Source organism: Novosphingobium sp. TCA1 (assembly GCF_009811895.1).
Lineage (GTDB): Bacteria > Pseudomonadota > Alphaproteobacteria > Sphingomonadales > Sphingomonadaceae > Novosphingobium > Novosphingobium panipatense_A.
Window position 1 is genome coordinate 50933 of sequence record NZ_BLJH01000022.1, and the last position, 16114, is coordinate 67046.

17 protein-coding genes are annotated in these 16114 nt (G+C 64.5%); 9 read left to right on the forward strand and 8 right to left on the reverse strand.

Annotation, left to right across the window (positions count from 1 at the left end):
* The first annotated feature begins 5 nt into the window (after nucleotides 1-5).
* Entirely contained in the window at nucleotides 6-902 is an 897-nt protein-coding gene (locus NTCA1_RS20960; RefSeq protein ID WP_159831711.1) for a tyrosine recombinase XerC, read from the forward strand.
* Between the two features lie 4 nt (nucleotides 903-906).
* Here NTCA1_RS20960 and aqpZ read toward each other — a convergent pair whose 3' ends face one another.
* From aqpZ to rsmI, 5 genes are all read right to left on the reverse strand, one after another.
* A complete protein-coding gene (gene aqpZ / locus NTCA1_RS20965; protein ID WP_086490555.1) occupies nucleotides 907-1605 on the reverse strand; it encodes an aquaporin Z in 699 nt (232 codons plus the stop codon).
* 95 nt (nucleotides 1606-1700) lie between these two features.
* Nucleotides 1701-2315 carry a DedA family protein gene (locus tag NTCA1_RS20970; protein WP_159831712.1) on the reverse strand — a complete coding sequence of 205 codons (615 nt, stop codon included), beginning with the start codon at nucleotides 2313-2315 and terminating at the stop codon, nucleotides 1701-1703.
* Between the two features lie 24 nt (nucleotides 2316-2339).
* Complete coding sequence (gene gshB / locus NTCA1_RS20975) at nucleotides 2340-3341, reverse strand: glutathione synthase (RefSeq protein ID WP_159831713.1); 1002 nt, start codon at nucleotides 3339-3341, stop codon at nucleotides 2340-2342.
* Between the two features lie 105 nt (nucleotides 3342-3446).
* Nucleotides 3447-3809 carry a YraN family protein gene (locus NTCA1_RS20980; RefSeq protein ID WP_159831714.1) on the reverse strand — a complete coding sequence of 121 codons (363 nt, stop codon included), beginning with the start codon at nucleotides 3807-3809 and terminating at the stop codon, nucleotides 3447-3449.
* Nucleotides 3806-4633 carry a 16S rRNA (cytidine(1402)-2'-O)-methyltransferase gene (rsmI, locus tag NTCA1_RS20985; RefSeq protein ID WP_159831715.1) on the reverse strand — a complete coding sequence of 276 codons (828 nt, stop codon included), beginning with the start codon at nucleotides 4631-4633 and terminating at the stop codon, nucleotides 3806-3808. The genes NTCA1_RS20980 and rsmI overlap by 4 nt, the downstream gene beginning before the upstream one ends.
* A 41-nt stretch (nucleotides 4634-4674) precedes the next feature.
* Here rsmI and NTCA1_RS20990 point away from each other — a divergent pair, with 41 nt between their 5' ends.
* The 3 genes from NTCA1_RS20990 to NTCA1_RS21000 all read left to right on the forward strand — a co-directional run bounded on the left by NTCA1_RS20990 (nucleotide 4675) and on the right by NTCA1_RS21000 (nucleotide 8758).
* The gene (locus NTCA1_RS20990) at nucleotides 4675-5844 is read left to right on the forward strand and encodes a penicillin-binding protein activator (RefSeq protein WP_159831716.1); all 1170 of its coding nucleotides are present in this window, start codon (nucleotides 4675-4677) and stop codon (nucleotides 5842-5844) included.
* Between the two features lie 102 nt (nucleotides 5845-5946).
* Nucleotides 5947-7944, forward strand: a complete 1998-nt coding sequence (parE, locus tag NTCA1_RS20995; protein WP_086490561.1) for a DNA topoisomerase IV subunit B — start codon at nucleotides 5947-5949, stop codon at nucleotides 7942-7944.
* Nucleotides 7937-8758, forward strand: a complete 822-nt coding sequence (locus NTCA1_RS21000) for a hypothetical protein (RefSeq protein WP_159831717.1) — start codon at nucleotides 7937-7939, stop codon at nucleotides 8756-8758. The genes parE and NTCA1_RS21000 overlap by 8 nt, the downstream gene beginning before the upstream one ends.
* Nucleotides 8759-8763: 5 nt before the next feature.
* Here NTCA1_RS21000 and NTCA1_RS21005 read toward each other — a convergent pair whose 3' ends face one another.
* Nucleotides 8764-9963: a glycosyltransferase family 87 protein gene (locus NTCA1_RS21005; RefSeq protein ID WP_159831718.1), complete on the reverse strand. Its 1200-nt coding sequence runs from the start codon at nucleotides 9961-9963 to the stop codon at nucleotides 8764-8766.
* 120 nt (nucleotides 9964-10083) lie between these two features.
* On the opposite strand from NTCA1_RS21005, the gene NTCA1_RS21010 reads away from it, so the two are divergent.
* From NTCA1_RS21010 to NTCA1_RS21025, 4 genes are all read left to right on the forward strand, one after another.
* Nucleotides 10084-10929, forward strand: coding sequence for a MoxR family ATPase (locus tag NTCA1_RS21010; RefSeq protein ID WP_159831719.1), 846 nt, complete (start codon nucleotides 10084-10086; stop codon nucleotides 10927-10929).
* Between the two features lie 4 nt (nucleotides 10930-10933).
* Nucleotides 10934-11362 carry a GFA family protein gene (locus NTCA1_RS21015; protein WP_159831720.1) on the forward strand — a complete coding sequence of 143 codons (429 nt, stop codon included), beginning with the start codon at nucleotides 10934-10936 and terminating at the stop codon, nucleotides 11360-11362.
* A gap of 6 nt (nucleotides 11363-11368) precedes the next feature.
* A complete protein-coding gene (locus NTCA1_RS21020; RefSeq protein WP_159831721.1) occupies nucleotides 11369-12550 on the forward strand; it encodes a VWA domain-containing protein in 1182 nt (393 codons plus the stop codon).
* 65 nt (nucleotides 12551-12615) lie between these two features.
* The gene (locus tag NTCA1_RS21025) at nucleotides 12616-12906 is read left to right on the forward strand and encodes a hypothetical protein (protein ID WP_159831722.1); all 291 of its coding nucleotides are present in this window, start codon (nucleotides 12616-12618) and stop codon (nucleotides 12904-12906) included.
* Here the strand turns inward: NTCA1_RS21025 and NTCA1_RS21030 are convergent.
* Both NTCA1_RS21030 and NTCA1_RS21035 read right to left on the reverse strand, forming a co-directional pair.
* Nucleotides 12900-14096, reverse strand: coding sequence for an exo-beta-N-acetylmuramidase NamZ domain-containing protein (locus tag NTCA1_RS21030; RefSeq protein WP_159831723.1), 1197 nt, complete (start codon nucleotides 14094-14096; stop codon nucleotides 12900-12902). The two genes, NTCA1_RS21025 and NTCA1_RS21030, sit on opposite strands and share 7 nt — an antisense overlap.
* Nucleotides 14093-14629, reverse strand: a complete 537-nt coding sequence (locus tag NTCA1_RS21035; RefSeq protein ID WP_159831724.1) for a DOMON-like domain-containing protein — start codon at nucleotides 14627-14629, stop codon at nucleotides 14093-14095. Before NTCA1_RS21035 ends, NTCA1_RS21030 begins: the two co-directional genes overlap by 4 nt.
* Nucleotides 14630-14776: 147 nt before the next feature.
* Here NTCA1_RS21035 and tyrS point away from each other — a divergent pair, with 147 nt between their 5' ends.
* The gene (gene tyrS, locus NTCA1_RS21040; RefSeq protein ID WP_159831725.1) at nucleotides 14777-16006 is read left to right on the forward strand and encodes a tyrosine--tRNA ligase; all 1230 of its coding nucleotides are present in this window, start codon (nucleotides 14777-14779) and stop codon (nucleotides 16004-16006) included.
* The last annotated feature ends 108 nt before the right edge of the window (nucleotides 16007-16114 follow it).

Sequence of the window (16114 nt, forward strand, 5' to 3'; positions counted from 1 at the left end):
ACCGGATGACCAAGGCCGACCTGCTCGAGGCTTGGGGCAACCATCTCAGGAACGGGCGGCGACGCAGTCCCCATACCGTGCGGGCCTATCTCGCCACGGCAGGGCGGCTGATCGACAGTGTCAAGCCTGCCGACTGGCATGCCTTGGCCGGGCTCGAAGCGGCCGAACTGCGCCACCATCTGGCGGATCGCCGCGAAGACGGCATCGGCAACACCTCCGCTGCCCGAGAGCTTTCCGCGCTCAAGAGCTTTCTCGCCTTTGCCCGCGAGCAATCGGGATCGCCTCATGCCAAGGCCCCACGTCTTCGCGGCCCACGCGTGAAGAAGGGCCTGCCGCGCCCGGTCACGCCGGATGAGGCCGTCAACCTGGCGGCCATGGTCGAGGACGACGCCAGCGCGCCCTGGATAGGCGCGCGCGACCGCGCCGTGCTGCTGCTGCTCTATGGCGCCGGGCTGCGCATTGCCGAAGCCCTGGCGATTACCGCCGCCGCCCTTCCCCTTGGCGAGACGCTGCTCGTCACCGGCAAGGGCGGCAAGCAGCGCATGGTGCCGCTGCTTCCGATCGTGCGCGAGGGCGTGGCCGACTATCTGGACAAGTGCCCCTGGCCGATGGCGCCGGACATGCCGATCTTTCGCGGGGCGAAAGGCGGGCCTTTGTCCCAGGGCATGGTCCAGAAAGCGGTTGCCCGTGCGCGCGTCGTGCTGGGGCTACCGGCCAGCGCTACGCCGCACGCCTTGCGGCACAGCTTCGCCACCCATCTGCTTGGCGCCGGCGCGGACTTGCGCAGCCTGCAGGAACTGCTCGGCCATGCCAGCCTGGGTTCGACGCAGATCTATACCAGAGTGGATGCGGCAACCCTGCTCGACGTCTATCGCAGCGCGCATCCTCGCGAGCAGGGTTGAGAGGTCAAAGCGCGCCTTCGTGCGGCGCCAGCAAGCCGCGCCAGATCAGCGCACCGATCGCCGCGCCGACCAGCGGCGCCACCCAGAACACCCAGAGCTGTCCCAGCGCCGCGGTTTCCGCGAAGAGCGCCACGCCGGTCGATCTCGCGGGATTGACGGAGGTATTGGTGACCGGGATCGAGATCAGGTGGATCAAGGTCAGGCAAAGGCCGATGGCGAGCGGTCCGAACCCGGCCGGAGCGATTTTCGAAGTCGATCCGAGGATGACGACGATGAAACCGGCCGTCAGGATGGTCTCGATCAGCAGGGCCGACGACAGCGCATAACCGCCCGGCGAAAGCTCGCCGTAGCCGTTGGTGGCGAATCCTCCGGGGGTCCAGCCGGCCTTCCCCGAAGCGATCGCGTAAAGAGCCGCTGCCGCCAGAATGGCACCCAGGACTTGCGAGACCCAGTAGGGAACGAGGTCTTTCCACTCGAGCCGGCCGCCCACGGCCATTCCCAACGAGACGGCGGGATTGAAGTGTCCGCCCGAAATCCCGCCGACGGCGTAGGCCATCGTCAGAACCGTTAGGCCGAAGGCCAGTGCCACACCGGCGAAGCCGATGCCGAGATCGGGAAAGGCCGCCGCAAGGACCGCCGAACCGCAGCCCCCGAAGACAAGCCAGAAAGTACCGAAGAATTCCGCTGCCAATCGCTTGGACATAACCCCTGCTCCCAAATGGTTGCGAGCAAAGACTACGGCATTGCACCTAGCGACGATACTCGGCGCTTTGTACAAAACTGATGAATAGTTTACGGTTAGTCTTCAACCTTCCCTGACGAGGGCTGCCAGGTAAATACTCTCCAGAAGTACCAAACGGCTGCTACAACAGCAAAAACGACCGTGGCCCAGCCGATCCAGGTCTCAGCTTCCGAGAAGCGGCGGCCCAGCCAGCTACCCGCCATGATGAGGATCGTGTTCCAGATCGCGGCCCCTGCCGCCGTGTAGATCAGGAAAGTCAGGTGCCGCATATGCGCCAGCCCGGCAGGAACCGAGACGATGCTCCGAAACATCGGCATGAAACGCATGACGAACACCACCCAGCGCCCGTGCCTGCGAAAGAACTGTCCGGCGCGCTCGATGTCGCGCCATTCCATCGTCAGCCAGCGCCCCCACCGGTCGACGAAGGGCTTCAGCCGCTCATAGCCGAGACGATCCGCCATCAGGAACAGCACATAGTTGCCGAGCGTCGATCCCAGGGTGCCTGCCAGAAGCACCGGCGCGAAATCCATCCGCCCGTGCGCCATGGCTATCCCGGCGACACCCATGATGAGCTCCGAGGGGATCGGAGGCACGATGTTCTCAAGCGCCATCAGGAGGAGAATACCCCAGTATCCTCCCCCCTCGATGAGCGAGATGACCCATTCATCCATGGCGGAGCAATTCCACCGAGCGGATCAGACCGCTCCTTTCGCCATCGCGGCATGGCGCGCTTCGATGGCGTCCCAGATCTTCGCGCCGGTATCGGTTCCGTTGAACCGGTCGATGGCGACGATGCCGGTTGGCGAGGTCACGTTGATTTCGGTCAGCCATTTTCCGCCAATCACGTCGATGCCCACGAAAACAAGGCCGCGCGCCTTGAGTTCCGGTGCCAGCGCCCCGCAGATTTCCTCTTCAGCCGAAGTGAGGCCGGTCGCCTCTGCCGAACCGCCGACCGCCAGGTTGGAGCGAAACTCGCCCGCCCCCGGCTTGCGGTTGATGGCGCCTGCGAATTCGCCGTCCACAAGGACGATGCGCTTGTCGCCCTCGGCCACGTCGGGAAGGAAGGGCTGGACCATGAAAGGCTCCACCCAGGCGTTCTCGAACATCTCGATCAGCGCGCCAAGGTTGCTGCCGTCGGCGGGCACGCGGAACACCGCCTTGCCGCCGTTTCCGTGGAGCGGCTTGATCACGAGATCGCCGCCGAAACCGGCTTCCACATTGCGCTGCTGGAACAAGCGCACGTCCTCGATACGGCGCGCGATGAACGTCGGCGGCATGAAGCGCGCGTAGTCGAGCACGAAGACTTTCTCGGGCGCATTGCGGACCGAGACGGGATCGTTGACCACCAGCGTCTGCCCGGCAAGCCGCTCGAGCAGGTGCGTGGCGGTAATATAGCCGAGATCGAAAGGCGGATCCTGCCGCATCAGCACGACATCGATATCGGCCACGAGGTCGATTAGGCGATATTCGCCGCGGGTGAAGTGCGCACCTTCCACGCGCTGCACCGTCACCGGCGCCCCCCAGCAGGTCAGCCGACCGGCCGCGCCGGAAGAGGCATCGTAGGCAAGCGTTCGCACGTCGTAATGAAACAGCTCATGCCCGCGCGCCTGCGCCGAGAGCATGAGTGCGAACGAGGAATCGCCTGCGATCTTGATCGATTCCAGGGGGTCCATCTGAACTGCGATGCGTAAGGTCATGAAAACTCCGGTGCTCGCGGATATGTACCGAGCGGTATCTTTCGTGAAGGCGGCTTAATCAAATTCGGCGGCGGGCGCGAATGGTTTCGGGATCGGGCCGCATCTTTAGGAAGAAGGCTGCCAGGCATTGGTTATGCGGCGCGGCCAGCAGCCCGGCGCCATGAGCAGGACATCCACCCTCACGTCGTCGCCGGGCCTCTGGTAGCGGTGGGCGACGGCCTCGGCGGCGGCAGCCACGCGGCGCAGGCGGTAGTGGTCGATCGCATGGTCGAGATCGGCCCGGCGCGCGCGCCATTTCACTTCGACGAAGCACAGCGTGCGGCCCCGGCGGGCGACGAGATCAATTTCGCCGCGCGCAGTCTTCACGCGCTGCGCCCGAATGGACCAGCCCGTCAGCCGCAAGTACCATGCGGCCAGGGCCTCCCCCCTGCGCCCCTTGCGCTCCGCTTCGGCGCGCTGCCTGCTCACTTCAGTTCCATCGCCCTGGCATAGAGCATCTTGCGGTCGAGCCCGGTCGCTTTGGCCACGCTGGCCGCCGCCTGAGAGGGCTTGGCCAGCGCCAGTTCCGCGCGCAGCAGGGCATCCACATCGATCTCGCCCAGCGGCTCCTCGCCGGGCGGGGCGATCAGGAGCACGATCTCGCCCTTGGGCGGATGCGCCGCATAGTGCGCGACAAGTTCCTCGGGTGTGCCACTGCGGCATTCCTCGAATTTCTTGGTAAGCTCCCGTGCCACGGCGACTTCGCGGCCCGGCAGGACCGTGCCGATCGCCTCCAGCGCATCTTCCAGGCGCGGCGCCGTTTCGTAGAAGATCAGCGTCGCCGGCACTTTGGCAAGGTCGCCCAGCACCGTCTCGCGCGCCTTGGCCTTGTTCGGCAGGAACCCGGCGAAGAGGAAACGGTCGTTGGGCAGGCCGGAAAGCGTCATGGCCATCACCGCCGCATTGGCGCCGGGCAGGCTGGTGACGGGGATGCCCCGTTCGCGCGCGATCTTCACGAGGCGATAGCCCGGATCGGAAATCAGCGGCGTCCCCGCGTCGCTGACCAATGCCACCGGCTCGCTTTCCATCAGCGCCAGCAGGCGTTCGCGATCACCCTCGCCCGCATGGTCGTCATAACGGATCATCTTCTGCTTGATACCCAGGTGATGCAGCAGCTTTCCGGTGACGCGGGTATCCTCGCAGGCGACCGCGCTGACACCCTTGAGGATCTCCACCGCGCGAAAGGTAATGTCCCCGAGGTTGCCAATCGGGGTTGCCACTATGTAGAGGCCTGAGTTGAGAGTGTGTTCCATCGCGGGAACTCATGGCCCAAGCACTATGGGAGCGGCAAGCAATGTTCTATAATCGCCTCAACCGGCGCAATCTTCTCGCGGCGGCAGCGATGACGGCGACGATGGCAGCTCTGGCGGGCTGCGCCGTGGTTCCCAAGGCACCTGCCCCGGCACCCGCCCCCGCTCCGACACCCTCCGAAAGCGAGATTCCCACGGATACCGAGCGTCACCGCGTCGCCCTGCTGGTGCCCACGACCGGCGCCAACGCGGGTGTCGGCCAGTCGCTGGCCAATGCCGCCAACATGGCCCTGCTCGATACCGGCGCGAAAAATCTTCGCATCACCACTTACGATACCGGCACCAATCCCGGCGACGCGGCCCGCCGCGCGATTGCCGACGGCAACAAGCTGATTCTCGGCCCGCTCCTGTCCGACGACATCGCCTCGGTCGCGGCGGTGGCCAAGCCCGCGCATATCCCGCTGATCTCGTTCTCCAACGACGAGAAGGCGGCGACGAAGGACGTCTTCATCATCGGCAACCTGCCCGGGCAGTCGATCGCCCGCACCGTTGCCTATGCACGCGGCAAGGGCGTCACGACTTTCGCCGCGCTCGTCCCCAGGGGCGACTACGGCGAGCGCGTGAGCAGTTCGCTGCTCACCTCGGTGCGCGACGCGGGCGGCTCGGTTGTCGCCATGGAGACCTATGACCGGTCGGCCGCATCGATCGGCGCGGCGGCGAACCGGATCAAGGCCAAGACCGGCTACGGTGCCCTGCTCATCGCCGACAGCGGCAGTCTGTCCGCCAAGGCCGCGGTTTCGTACCGCGCGGCGGGCGGCGGCGCGGGCGTGCGCCTGCTCGGCACCGAACTCTGGGGCGGCGAACGCGAACTCGCGACCAGCCCGGCCCTGAACGGCGCGTGGTTCTCGACCGTGTCCGACGTCCGTTTCGCACAGTTCGCCAAGAGCTACCGCGCCCGCTTCGGGACGGCACCCTTCCGTATCGCCACGCTGGGCTACGATTCGGTACTCCTGACCCTGCGCGTCGCGCGCGACTGGGCGCCGGGCAAGGTCTTTCCGGCCACGGCCATGCTCGATCCCGGCGGGTTCCTGGGCGTGGACGGCCCGTTCCGCTTCGGCAAGACCGGTCTGATCGAACGCGCCCTGGAGGTTCGCGCGGTGGAAGGCGGGGCCGTCAAAGTCGTCAGCGCAGCCCCCAGCGGTTTCGCCAAGTAACCCCGTCCGTTTCGGGCGAAAAGATCAGACAGCGAACATCTCTTTGCGGATAAGCCTAAACCCGTGCTTGATCGCGGGTTTAGGCGCCCTATAGTCCAGCCCATGTCCGATGACCTGTTCGACAAGCTCCCGTCCTCGGGCGGGGAATCCTATGATGGTTCCGCGATCGAAGTGCTGGAGGGGCTTGAGCCTGTCCGGCGCCGACCCGGCATGTACATCGGCGGCACCGACGAGCGCGCGCTGCATCACCTTGCCGCCGAAGTTCTCGACAACGCCATGGACGAGGCCGTCGCCGGCCACGCCAACCGCATCGAGGTCACGCTCGACGAAGGCAACCGGCTGACGATCACCGACAACGGTCGCGGCATTCCGGTAGACGAACATCCCAAGTTCCCCGGCAAGTCGGCACTCGAAGTCATCCTCTCCACGCTCCATTCGGGCGGCAAGTTCTCCGGCAAGGCCTATGCCACGTCGGGCGGCCTCCACGGCGTGGGCATTTCCGTGGTCAATGCGCTGTCCAGCCTCACGCGGGTGGAAGTGGCGCGCAACAAGGAGCTGTTCGCGCAGGAATTTTCGCGCGGGCAGACCTTGGGACCGCTCCAGAAGATCGGCGCAGCGCCCAACCGGCGGGGCACGGCGGTTTCCTTCACACCCGATACCGAGATCTTCGGCGACCAGCAGTTCAAGCCCGCACGCCTGTTCAAGTTGGTCCGCTCGAAGGCCTACCTTTTCGCGGGCGTGGAAATCCGCTGGAAATGCGCGCCTTCGCTGGCGGACGAGAACGTCCCGGCCGAAGCGACCTTCCAGTTCCCGGGCGGCCTTGCCGACCATCTCGCCGAACAGATCGGCGGCCGCGAATGCGTGACCACGCAGTTCTTTTCAGGCCGCCAGGACTTCCCCAAGGGCGATGACGGTTCGGAACAGGGCCGCGTGGAATGGGCCATTGCCTGGCCGCTCTACTCGGACGGTTCCTTTTCCTGGTACTGCAACACCATCCCCACTCCGGACGGCGGCACGCACGAGCAGGGCCTGCGCGCAGCACTGACCAAGGGCATTCGCGCTTTTGCCGATCTGGTGGGGCAGGCCAAGAAGGCCAAGGACATCACGCCGGATGACATGATCACCGGCAGCGAAGTCATGCTCTCGGTCTTCATCCGCGACCCCCAGTTCCAGAGCCAGACCAAGGATCGCCTCACCAGCCCCGAAGCCGCGCGGCTCGTGGAAGCGGCGGTACGCGATCACTTCGACCACTTCCTCACCGACAATCTCGAACGCGGCAAGGCCCTGCTCGGCGCGGTGATGGAGCGCATGGACGAACGCCTGCGCCGCAAGGCGGAGCGCGAGGTCAAGCGCAAGACCGCCACCAATGCGCGCAAGCTGCGTCTCCCCGGTAAATTGACCGACTGTTCGGGCGAAGGTTCGGGCGAGACCGAACTTTTCATCGTGGAAGGCGATTCGGCAGGCGGCTCCGCCAAGCAGGCGCGCGACCGCAAGACCCAGGCGATCCTGCCGATCCGCGGCAAGATCCTCAACGTCGCCTCGGCCACGGCGGACAAGATCCGGGCGAACCAGGAAATCGCCGATCTCGGCCTCGCGCTCGGCTGCGGCACCCGCAAGGACTGCAACCCGGATAACTTGCGCTACGACCGTATCGTCATCATGACCGACGCCGACGTCGACGGTGCGCATATCGCCACGCTGCTGATGACCTTCTTCTTCCAGGAAATGCCGGACATCGTGCGGCGCGGTCATCTCTATCTTGCCCAGCCGCCGCTCTATCGGCTCACGGCGGGATCGACCTCGGCCTATGCGCGCGACGACGCGCACCGCGCCGAACTCGAAGCGACGGTGTTCAAGAACAAGAAAGTCGAAGTGGGCCGGTTCAAGGGCCTTGGCGAAATGAACCCGCAGCAACTTCGCGAAACGACGATGAGCCCGGATTCTCGCTCGCTGATCCGTATCACCCTGCCGCCGGAATATGAGGGCCGAGCGGCGGTGAAGGACCTCGTCGACCGGCTGATGGGCCGCAATCCCGAGCACCGCTTCATGTTCATCCAGAACCGCGCGGGCGAAATCGATCCCGAACTCATCGATGCCTGACACCTCCGGCGGCGGGTTTCGCGCGCCTATCGGCAAGGGAGCGGCATGGGCAATGGCCGCCGCCGCTCTAGCCCTTCCCGTAACCGCTCTTGCCGCAGCGGAAATGCCTGCATCGAAGGCAATGGAGGCGCCATCGTCCTCACCACGCGAGGATGTGTGGCTCCACCTTGCGGGCGCGATCGTCTCCGACGAGCAGATGGTGCAGTCCAGCGAGCGGATGCTCCAGGCTCTGGTCGACGGTTTTGCCGCCGACGAGAACATGAGCGAGATGGAAGCTGCCTACCCCGGCCTCCTGACCGCTTTCGCGGAGGCCATGAAGCCGCTCGTCGCCGAAGAGGCGGTACGCGTCGTGCCGCTCTACCGGCAGGATCTCGCAGATCTCTACGCAGCCAATTTTAACGAAACGGAAGGCGCGGAGATCGCGGCCTTTCTTCGTTCTCCGCAAATGGTCCGCTTCATCGCCGCAGCGAAAGCCAATCACGGCATGAACGCGATCGCGCGCGATGCTCTGGCGGATCGCGACATATCGGCCGAGAGCATCAAGGCGGACCTTCGAACGGCGGGAATCGCCGCTGCGCTTCAGGTCGATGGGGCGGACATGGCCTTCATCACCGCCTTCTACCGCACGCCGCTGGGCGCCCGTTTCATGGCACTGAACCCACGAAAAATCGCACTGGACCAGAAATGGTCTAACTACATCTCGCCGGAAGCGAATGCTAAACTGGAGCGGATCGTGATCGACTCCATGGTCAGCCACATCGCAAAGACCGACCCCGCCGCAGCGGAAGATCTTCGCAAGGTGATGGAAGATTAGCCCGATTAGGCCATCCTGGCACGGCGCCAGACTACGGCGAAGAGCAGGATCTCCACCAACGGCATGATCGGCACGCCGAATTGCAGGGCCAGCGGCCTCGCCAGAGCGGGGGCCGCGAAGGCGGCGAAGAGAGCGCATCGCTCCCAGTCGCGGAAACCGTTGCGCAGCCCCTCCCCCGCCAGCCAGAGCATCGGGAAAGCCAGGATCGCCATGTCGTAATCGAGCACGTAGGGCGTTGCGAGTGGCGCTCCCGCCAGAGTGAGCGCCGCCAGGGGCATGGTCCAAGTCCTGCGCCAGGAAGCCATGAGAACGAGCGCGGCCACCGCCAGCGAAACCACGCCCTGAACGGCATAACTCGCGGACATCGGCGCGCCCAGCAGCCGCAACGCCGCGAAGGGGCTCATCATCTTGCCGTAGCCGATCTGCCCGAGCGCCATGGCGGCCTGAGCCCGCTCGCTGGCGCCGAGCCAGTCGATCCATGACTGCGAGCCGAATACGAGAGCCGCAACCAGCGCCAGCGCGATGGCCGTTGCGGCGGCAGAGGCGATCACGCGCCTTTGTCCCGTCGCCAACAGCACCAGAGGCAGGAGCAGCCCGAACTGCGGCTTGATCGTCGCCAATCCGAACAGCACGCCCGCAGTCCATGGCCGGGTCGGCACCAGCCATGCCCCGAGGCCCAGCAATCCCGCGACCAGAAACGCCGTCTGCCCATGGGTAATAACGATGGGAATCGCAGGGAACGCCGCGAACAGCAGCAGAAGCGGCACGCCGGTCCCAGCGCTGCGCCACCATCGGCGCACGGAGGCCAGGAACAGGGTGCCCGTCGTCACCAGCCAGAGCCCCAGCGCCGGGAAATAGGGCAGCCATCCGAGCGGCCAGCAGAACAACAGGAACGGCGGCGGATAATAGAATGCCGTATAGGCGCCTTCAGCCGAGTAATAGCTGCGCTGCGCGGCGATATGGGCGGCACCGTCGTAGGGATTGCCGTGGTCGACCAGCATGTGCCCGGTAGTCCAGAAACTAATGAAATCGCTGCCCAAAAGATAGCCGTTGGTATCGATGCCGCCATGGGAAGTCGCCACCAGCCAGATGAGCATCGCGATGTTCACCGCGGCGAACAGGCGCAGATATACCGTGACGCGCCGCGCGTTCAGCCAGTCCATGTGTTTCAGAAAATTGGCGTGTTTCAGGAAATCGGCCCCCATGGATCGCTGTCTGCAACGCTCCGGCGGCGAAGTCCATGCTCCGATCAAGTGAGCGGCTGCCCCCTTGCCTTGCTGCGCCGCAAAACATAGAGCTTAAGCGAACGATTAAGGGACAGGACGATGCAGCGTTTCGAAGGCACGAGCAATTATGTTGCCACCGACGATCTCAAAGTGGCCGTAAACGCCGCTGTGCTGCTGCGTCGTCCGTTGCTGGTGAAGGGAGAGCCGGGCACCGGGAAAACCGTGCTGGCCGAACAGATCGCGGCCTCGCTCGATGCGCCGCTCATCACCTGGAACGTCAAGTCGACCACCAAGGCACACCAGGGCCTTTATGAATATGACGCCGTGGGACGCCTGCGCGACGGCCAGCTTGGCGATGCCCGCGTTCACGACATCAACAACTATATCCGCAAGGGCAAGCTCTGGGAGGCCTTCACCTCCCCGCGCCTTCCCGTCCTGCTGATCGACGAGATCGACAAGGCCGATATCGAGTTTCCCAACGATCTCCTTGCCGAACTCGATCGCATGGCCTTCGACGTCTACGAAACCGGCGAACATGTCGCCGCCGCCGAGCGGCCGATCGTCGTCATCACCTCGAACAACGAGAAGGACCTGCCCGACGCCTTCCTGCGCCGCTGCTTCTTCCACTACATCAAGTTCCCGGAGCGGGAGACCATGCAGGCCATCGTCGATGTCCACTTCCCGGGCATCCAGAAGAGCCTCGTCTCCAAGGCTATGGAAATCTTCTACGAATTGCGCGAAGTGCCGGGCCTCAAGAAGAAGCCCTCGACCAGCGAACTGCTGGACTGGCTCAAGCTGCTGCTGAGCGAGGACATGCCGCTCGACGTGCTGCAGGACCGGGACCCCAAGAAGGCCATCCCGCCCCTCCACGGCGCCTTGCTCAAGAACGAGCAGGACGTCATGCTGTTCGAACGGCTGGCCTTCATGGCCCGCCGGGGGAATTGATGCGATGACCGCACCTTATCCGGGACGCTGCGCCTGCGGCGCCGTCACGCTTGAAATCTCGGGCGAACCCATCGCCACGCGCCAGTGCTGGTGCCGCCAGTGCCAGCAACTCGCAGCGGGCGGCCCTACCAACAATGCCATCGTCAAGGCGGACGATGTCGCGATCGAAGGCGAGCTGGCCTCGTCCACCTGGGTAGCGGCCAGCGGCAATACCCTGACCTTCCACTTCTGCCCCGGTTGCGGCACCCAGATTTTTGCGCAGAGTTCGGCGCGCCCTCACCTCAAGACCATGCGCCTCGGCGCGCTTGATGCGGGCCATGGGTTGAAGCCCGATGCCGTGATCTGGACCGACGACGCGCCGGAATGGGCTCATCTCGATCCGGCGCTGGAGGCGTGGCCACAGCAACCGCCCCCGCCGCCGCAAGCGGTGTAAGCAGCCATGCTCCTGAACTTCGTCGAGGAACTGCGCGCTGCGGGCATATCGGCCTCGCTCAAGGAACATCTGGTGCTGCTGGAAGCGCTGGAGCGCGAGGTCATCGAGCAGACGCCCGAGGCGTTCTACTACCTCAGCCGCGCGACTTTCGTGAAGGACGAGGGGCTGCTCGACCGGTTCGACCAGGTATTCCAGAAGGTCTTCAAGGGCGTGCTGAGCGACTACGGCCAGCAGCCGGTCGATATTCCCGAAGACTGGCTGCGCAAGGTGGCGGAGCGCTACTTTTCCAATGAGGAAATGGAGCAGATCAAGTCGCTCGGCTCCTGGGACGAGATCATGGAGACGCTGAAGAAGCGTCTGGAAGAACAGGAAAAACGCCACTCCGGCGGCAACAAGTGGATCGGTACCAACGGCACCTCGCCCTTCGGCCACTCGGGCTACAGTCCCGAAGGTATCCGCATCGGCGGTGAGGGAAAGCACGGTCGCGCGATCAAGGTCTGGGAAAAGCGCGAGTTCGCCAATCTCGACAACACCCGCGAACTGGGCACCCGCAACATCAAGGTCGCGCTACGGCGTCTCCGCCGCTTCGCCCGCGAAGGCGCGGCCGAGGAACTCGATCTGGACGAGACGATCCGCGGTACGGCCAAGCAGGGCTGGCTGGACGTTGTGATGCGGCCGGAACGGCACAATGCCGTGAAGGTCCTGCTGTTCCTAGATGTCGGCGGGTCGATGGACCCGTACATCGAGATGATGGAAGACCTGTTCAGCGCCGCCAGCGCCGAATTCAAGAATCTGGAGTTCTTCTACTTCCATAACTGCCTCTACGAAGGCGTGTGGAAGGACAACCGCCGCCGCTGGTCGCAGCGCACGCCGACCTGGGACTTGCTCCACAAGTTCGGGCACGACTACAAGGTGATCTTCGTGGGCGACGCGGCGATGAGCCCCTACGAATTGAGCCATCCGGGCGGGTCGGTGGAGCACATGAACGATGAAGCCGGGGCGGTCTGGTTGCAGCGCGTCGTACAGACGTATCCGGCGACGGTCTGGCTCAACCCCACGCCGGAGATCCAGTGGAGCTATTCCAGCTCGACACGGATGATCCGCGAGCTGATGGGCGGCGCGATGTTTCCGCTGACGCTGGACGGACTGGACGCGGCGATGCGGGAACTGACGCGCAAGAAGGCGTGATTGCGCTTTCCTGCGCGAACAATCTTGAGCATTATTCGCCCCTGACCTGAAATGGGAGTGCCACGATGAAGGAAGCTCTGCTGATCCTCGCCCTAGGCGCCTTGGCCACGGGAGCCGCTTCGCCAGCCGCTTCGGACAACCCTGCGAAGGCCAAAGCGGCATGCGGTTATGTCATCCAGCGCGCCAATGCGGCAGCCGGACACGCCGCGCCCCGCAAGGACGAACCCGAGCCCGGCCTGATCCGCGCCGTCGACAAGCGGCTCGATGATTGCCCGGTGCTGGTCAAGACCGATGGCAGGATGATCGCGCCGCCCGCCTATACCGACGGACCTGCCCGGCATTTACCCGCTCAGTAGAGCAAGAGGTCTGCGATCTCGGCCTTCCAAGCTGCCTCGTCCGCACCGGCTGCGGCATCGAGATCGCCGGGAAGTGCGTCGGGGTTATCGACCCACTCCCGAAGGCCCGGCCCGCCGTTGATGACGTCGATGGCGAGGCGCGTGAATTCGTACTCGTACGGGAAATCGCGCCAGATCGGATAGTCGGGATAGAGATTGCGGATCGCCTTGAACGCCAGCGCCTGCAGTCGCCATGGGCGGAAGGCGTAATGGTCGTAGAACTTGCCTTCGGCATGGATCATCAGACCGCTGCACAGCGTCTTGGCATGCTTGTGGAAGGTCGGTTCGAACCAGCATTCGCGCAGGGCGCAGCCTTCCAGCCACTCGGGGGCAAAGCGCTGCATTTCGACGAGCACCGCCTTGGCATCGATATCCGGCGCACCGAACAGCACTTCCAGCGGGCGGGTGGTGCCGCGACCTTCCGACAGCGTCGCCCCCTCGATCATCACCGTGCCCGCATAGGCACGGGCCATGTTGAGATTGGCGGCATTGGGGCTGGGGTTGATCCAGATGCGGTCCTGCGGCCACCCGAAACCGGGGCCTTCCGGCTCCCAGCCTTCCATGGCGACCACGCGGTAATCAACGTCGAGCTTGAAGTGACGGACAAACCAGTGGCCCATCTCGCCCAGCGTCAACCCGTGCCGCATCGGCATCGGACCGGCACCGACGAAGCTCTCCTGCCCCGGCAGCAGCGTCAGCCCCTCGACCGGGCGGCCGGCGGGGTTGGGACGATCGAGCACCCAGACGCTCTTGCCCTGCTTTTCGGCAGCTTCCAGCAGGTAGAGCAGCGTGGTGACGAAAGTGTAGATACGGCAGCCAAGATCCTGAAGATCGAACAGGAACACATCGGCGCTGTCCATCATCGCCTTGCTGGGGCGACGGACTTCGCCGTAGAGGCTGTAGACGGGGATTCCGTAAGTCGGATCCAGCTCGTCCGCCGTCTCGACCATGTTGTCCTGCTTGTCGCCCTTGAGCCCGTGCTGGGGGCCGAAAGCGCTCGTGACATTCACGCCCGCCGCGATCAGCGCGTCGAGCGAGTGGACGAGGTCTTCCGTCACCGAAGCGGGATGGGCGACAAGTGCGACGCGGCGGCCTTCAAGAGGCTTGCGGAGTTCAGGGTCCGCCAGCAGGCGATCGATACCGAATTTCATGGCGCGGTGGGTGCCGCAAGCTGAAGCGTGAAGCAAGCCGGATCGTGGAAATCCGGTGCATCCGCATGGTGGGCCAGCGCCCAGTAGCTCTTCACGCCGCCCTCCTCCTCGATGACGGCGGTGAAGGCGCAGCGCAGCGGACCTTTCGGCAGACCGCCGACGGGAATCGCCGCATCGAACACCGCTATGTCCGATCCCTTGCGCATCGTGCATTCGGGTTCGCGCGGCATCGGCCGCTGCGTCATGCCTTCGCGCCTTCCCGTGAAGTCGTATGCGTTCCAGCGCTCCGACGGAGAAAGATTGAACTCGGTGTAGCCCGCGCCTTCCGGTTCCTGGAGGAACAGTTCGAAGCAAGTGGTCTGCCAGAGATCGTCGGCCCTGCCCTTGCCCGCGAAAGCGGGAACCACCAGCTTTCCGCCCCCCAGAATGCGCCAGCGCACACGCAGCCAGTTAGCATCGAACCCGATCACGCGGGTTTCGATGGCGCGTACAAGTGCGGAAGGATGTGCCGGGTGGCAGGTCAGGTCAGCCATGCGGCAGTGACTAGAGGCTCGGGGCTGGCGCTGGCAATCCGCATTCGGCTCCGAATTCGAAAGGCATGCCGCGCGAGGCGACCAACCGCTTCATCTTGCGCGCCGCCCGTGCTAGGCGCCCGGCTCCCACCAACAAGAAGCACGGTCATGACCTACAAATCTTCCCTGCTCCGCGTCCTCGAAGAGCGCGGCTACATCCACCAGACGACGGATGCCGAGGGCCTCGACGCCCTCGCGGAGAAGCAGGTCGTGCCGGGCTATATCGGCTTCGACGCAACCGCCGCGTCGCTCCATATCGGCAGCCTCGTGCAGATCATGATGCTGCGCCGTCTCCAGCAGACCGGCCACAAGCCGGTCGTGCTGATGGGCGGCGGCACCACCCGCATCGGCGATCCGACGGGCCGCGACGAGAGCCGCAAGATGCTGTCCGACGAGACGATCGAGGCCAATATCAAGGGCATCTTCTCGATCTTCTCGCGCCTGCTGAAGTTCGGGGACGGCCCGACCGACGCGGTCATGGTGAACAACCAGGACTGGCTGGGCCAGCTCGGCTACATCCAGCTGCTGCAGGAAGTCGGCACGCATTTCACGGTGAACCGCATGCTCTCGTTCGATTCGGTCAAGCTGCGCCTTGAACGCGAACAGCCGATGACCTTCCTCGAATTCAACTACATGATCCTGCAGGGCTACGATTTCCGCCATCTCTGCAAGGAAAGCGACGTGCGGCTCCAGATGGGCGGCTCGGACCAGTGGGGCAACATCGTCAACGGCATCGAACTGACGCGCCGCATGGACGGCAAGGAAGTCTTCGGCCTGACGACGCCGCTCCTCACCACGGCAGACGGCGCCAAGATGGGCAAGAGCGCCTCCGGCGCCGTGTGGCTCAACGAGGAAATGCTGCCGAGCTACGACTTCTGGCAATACTGGCGCAATTGCGACGACCGCGATGTCGGCAAGTTCCTGCGCCTGTTCACCGACCTGCCGCTGGACGAGATTGCCCGTCTCGAAGCGCTCGAAGGTGCCGCGATCAACGATGCCAAGGTGGTTCTGGCCAACGAAGTGACCAGGCTGTGCCGCGGCGAGGATGCCGCTATCGCTGCCGAATCCACTGCCAAGGCTACTTTCGCGGGCGGCGGTCTCGGTCAGGACCTGCCGACGCTTGACGTGACCGGCGAAGGCATTCGCCTGGGTGCCGCGCTGACCGAACTCGGCTTCACCGCCTCCAACGGCGAGGCAAAGCGCAAGATCGGCGAAGGCGCGGTGAAGATCGACGACGTGACGATGGACGATCCGGCATTTCTTGTCGAAGTTGCCCCCGGAGAAACGCGTAAACTCAGCCTCGGCAAGAAGAAGCACGCGGTACTCCGGTCAGCATAACGATGTAATCGTTTGCTAACTAGATTTAACGACAGCGCCCCGGTTCCCGAAACCGGGGCGCTTCAACGCAAGGTAGGCACGTTTTGCCGCCTGTTAATGCGCAAAAGT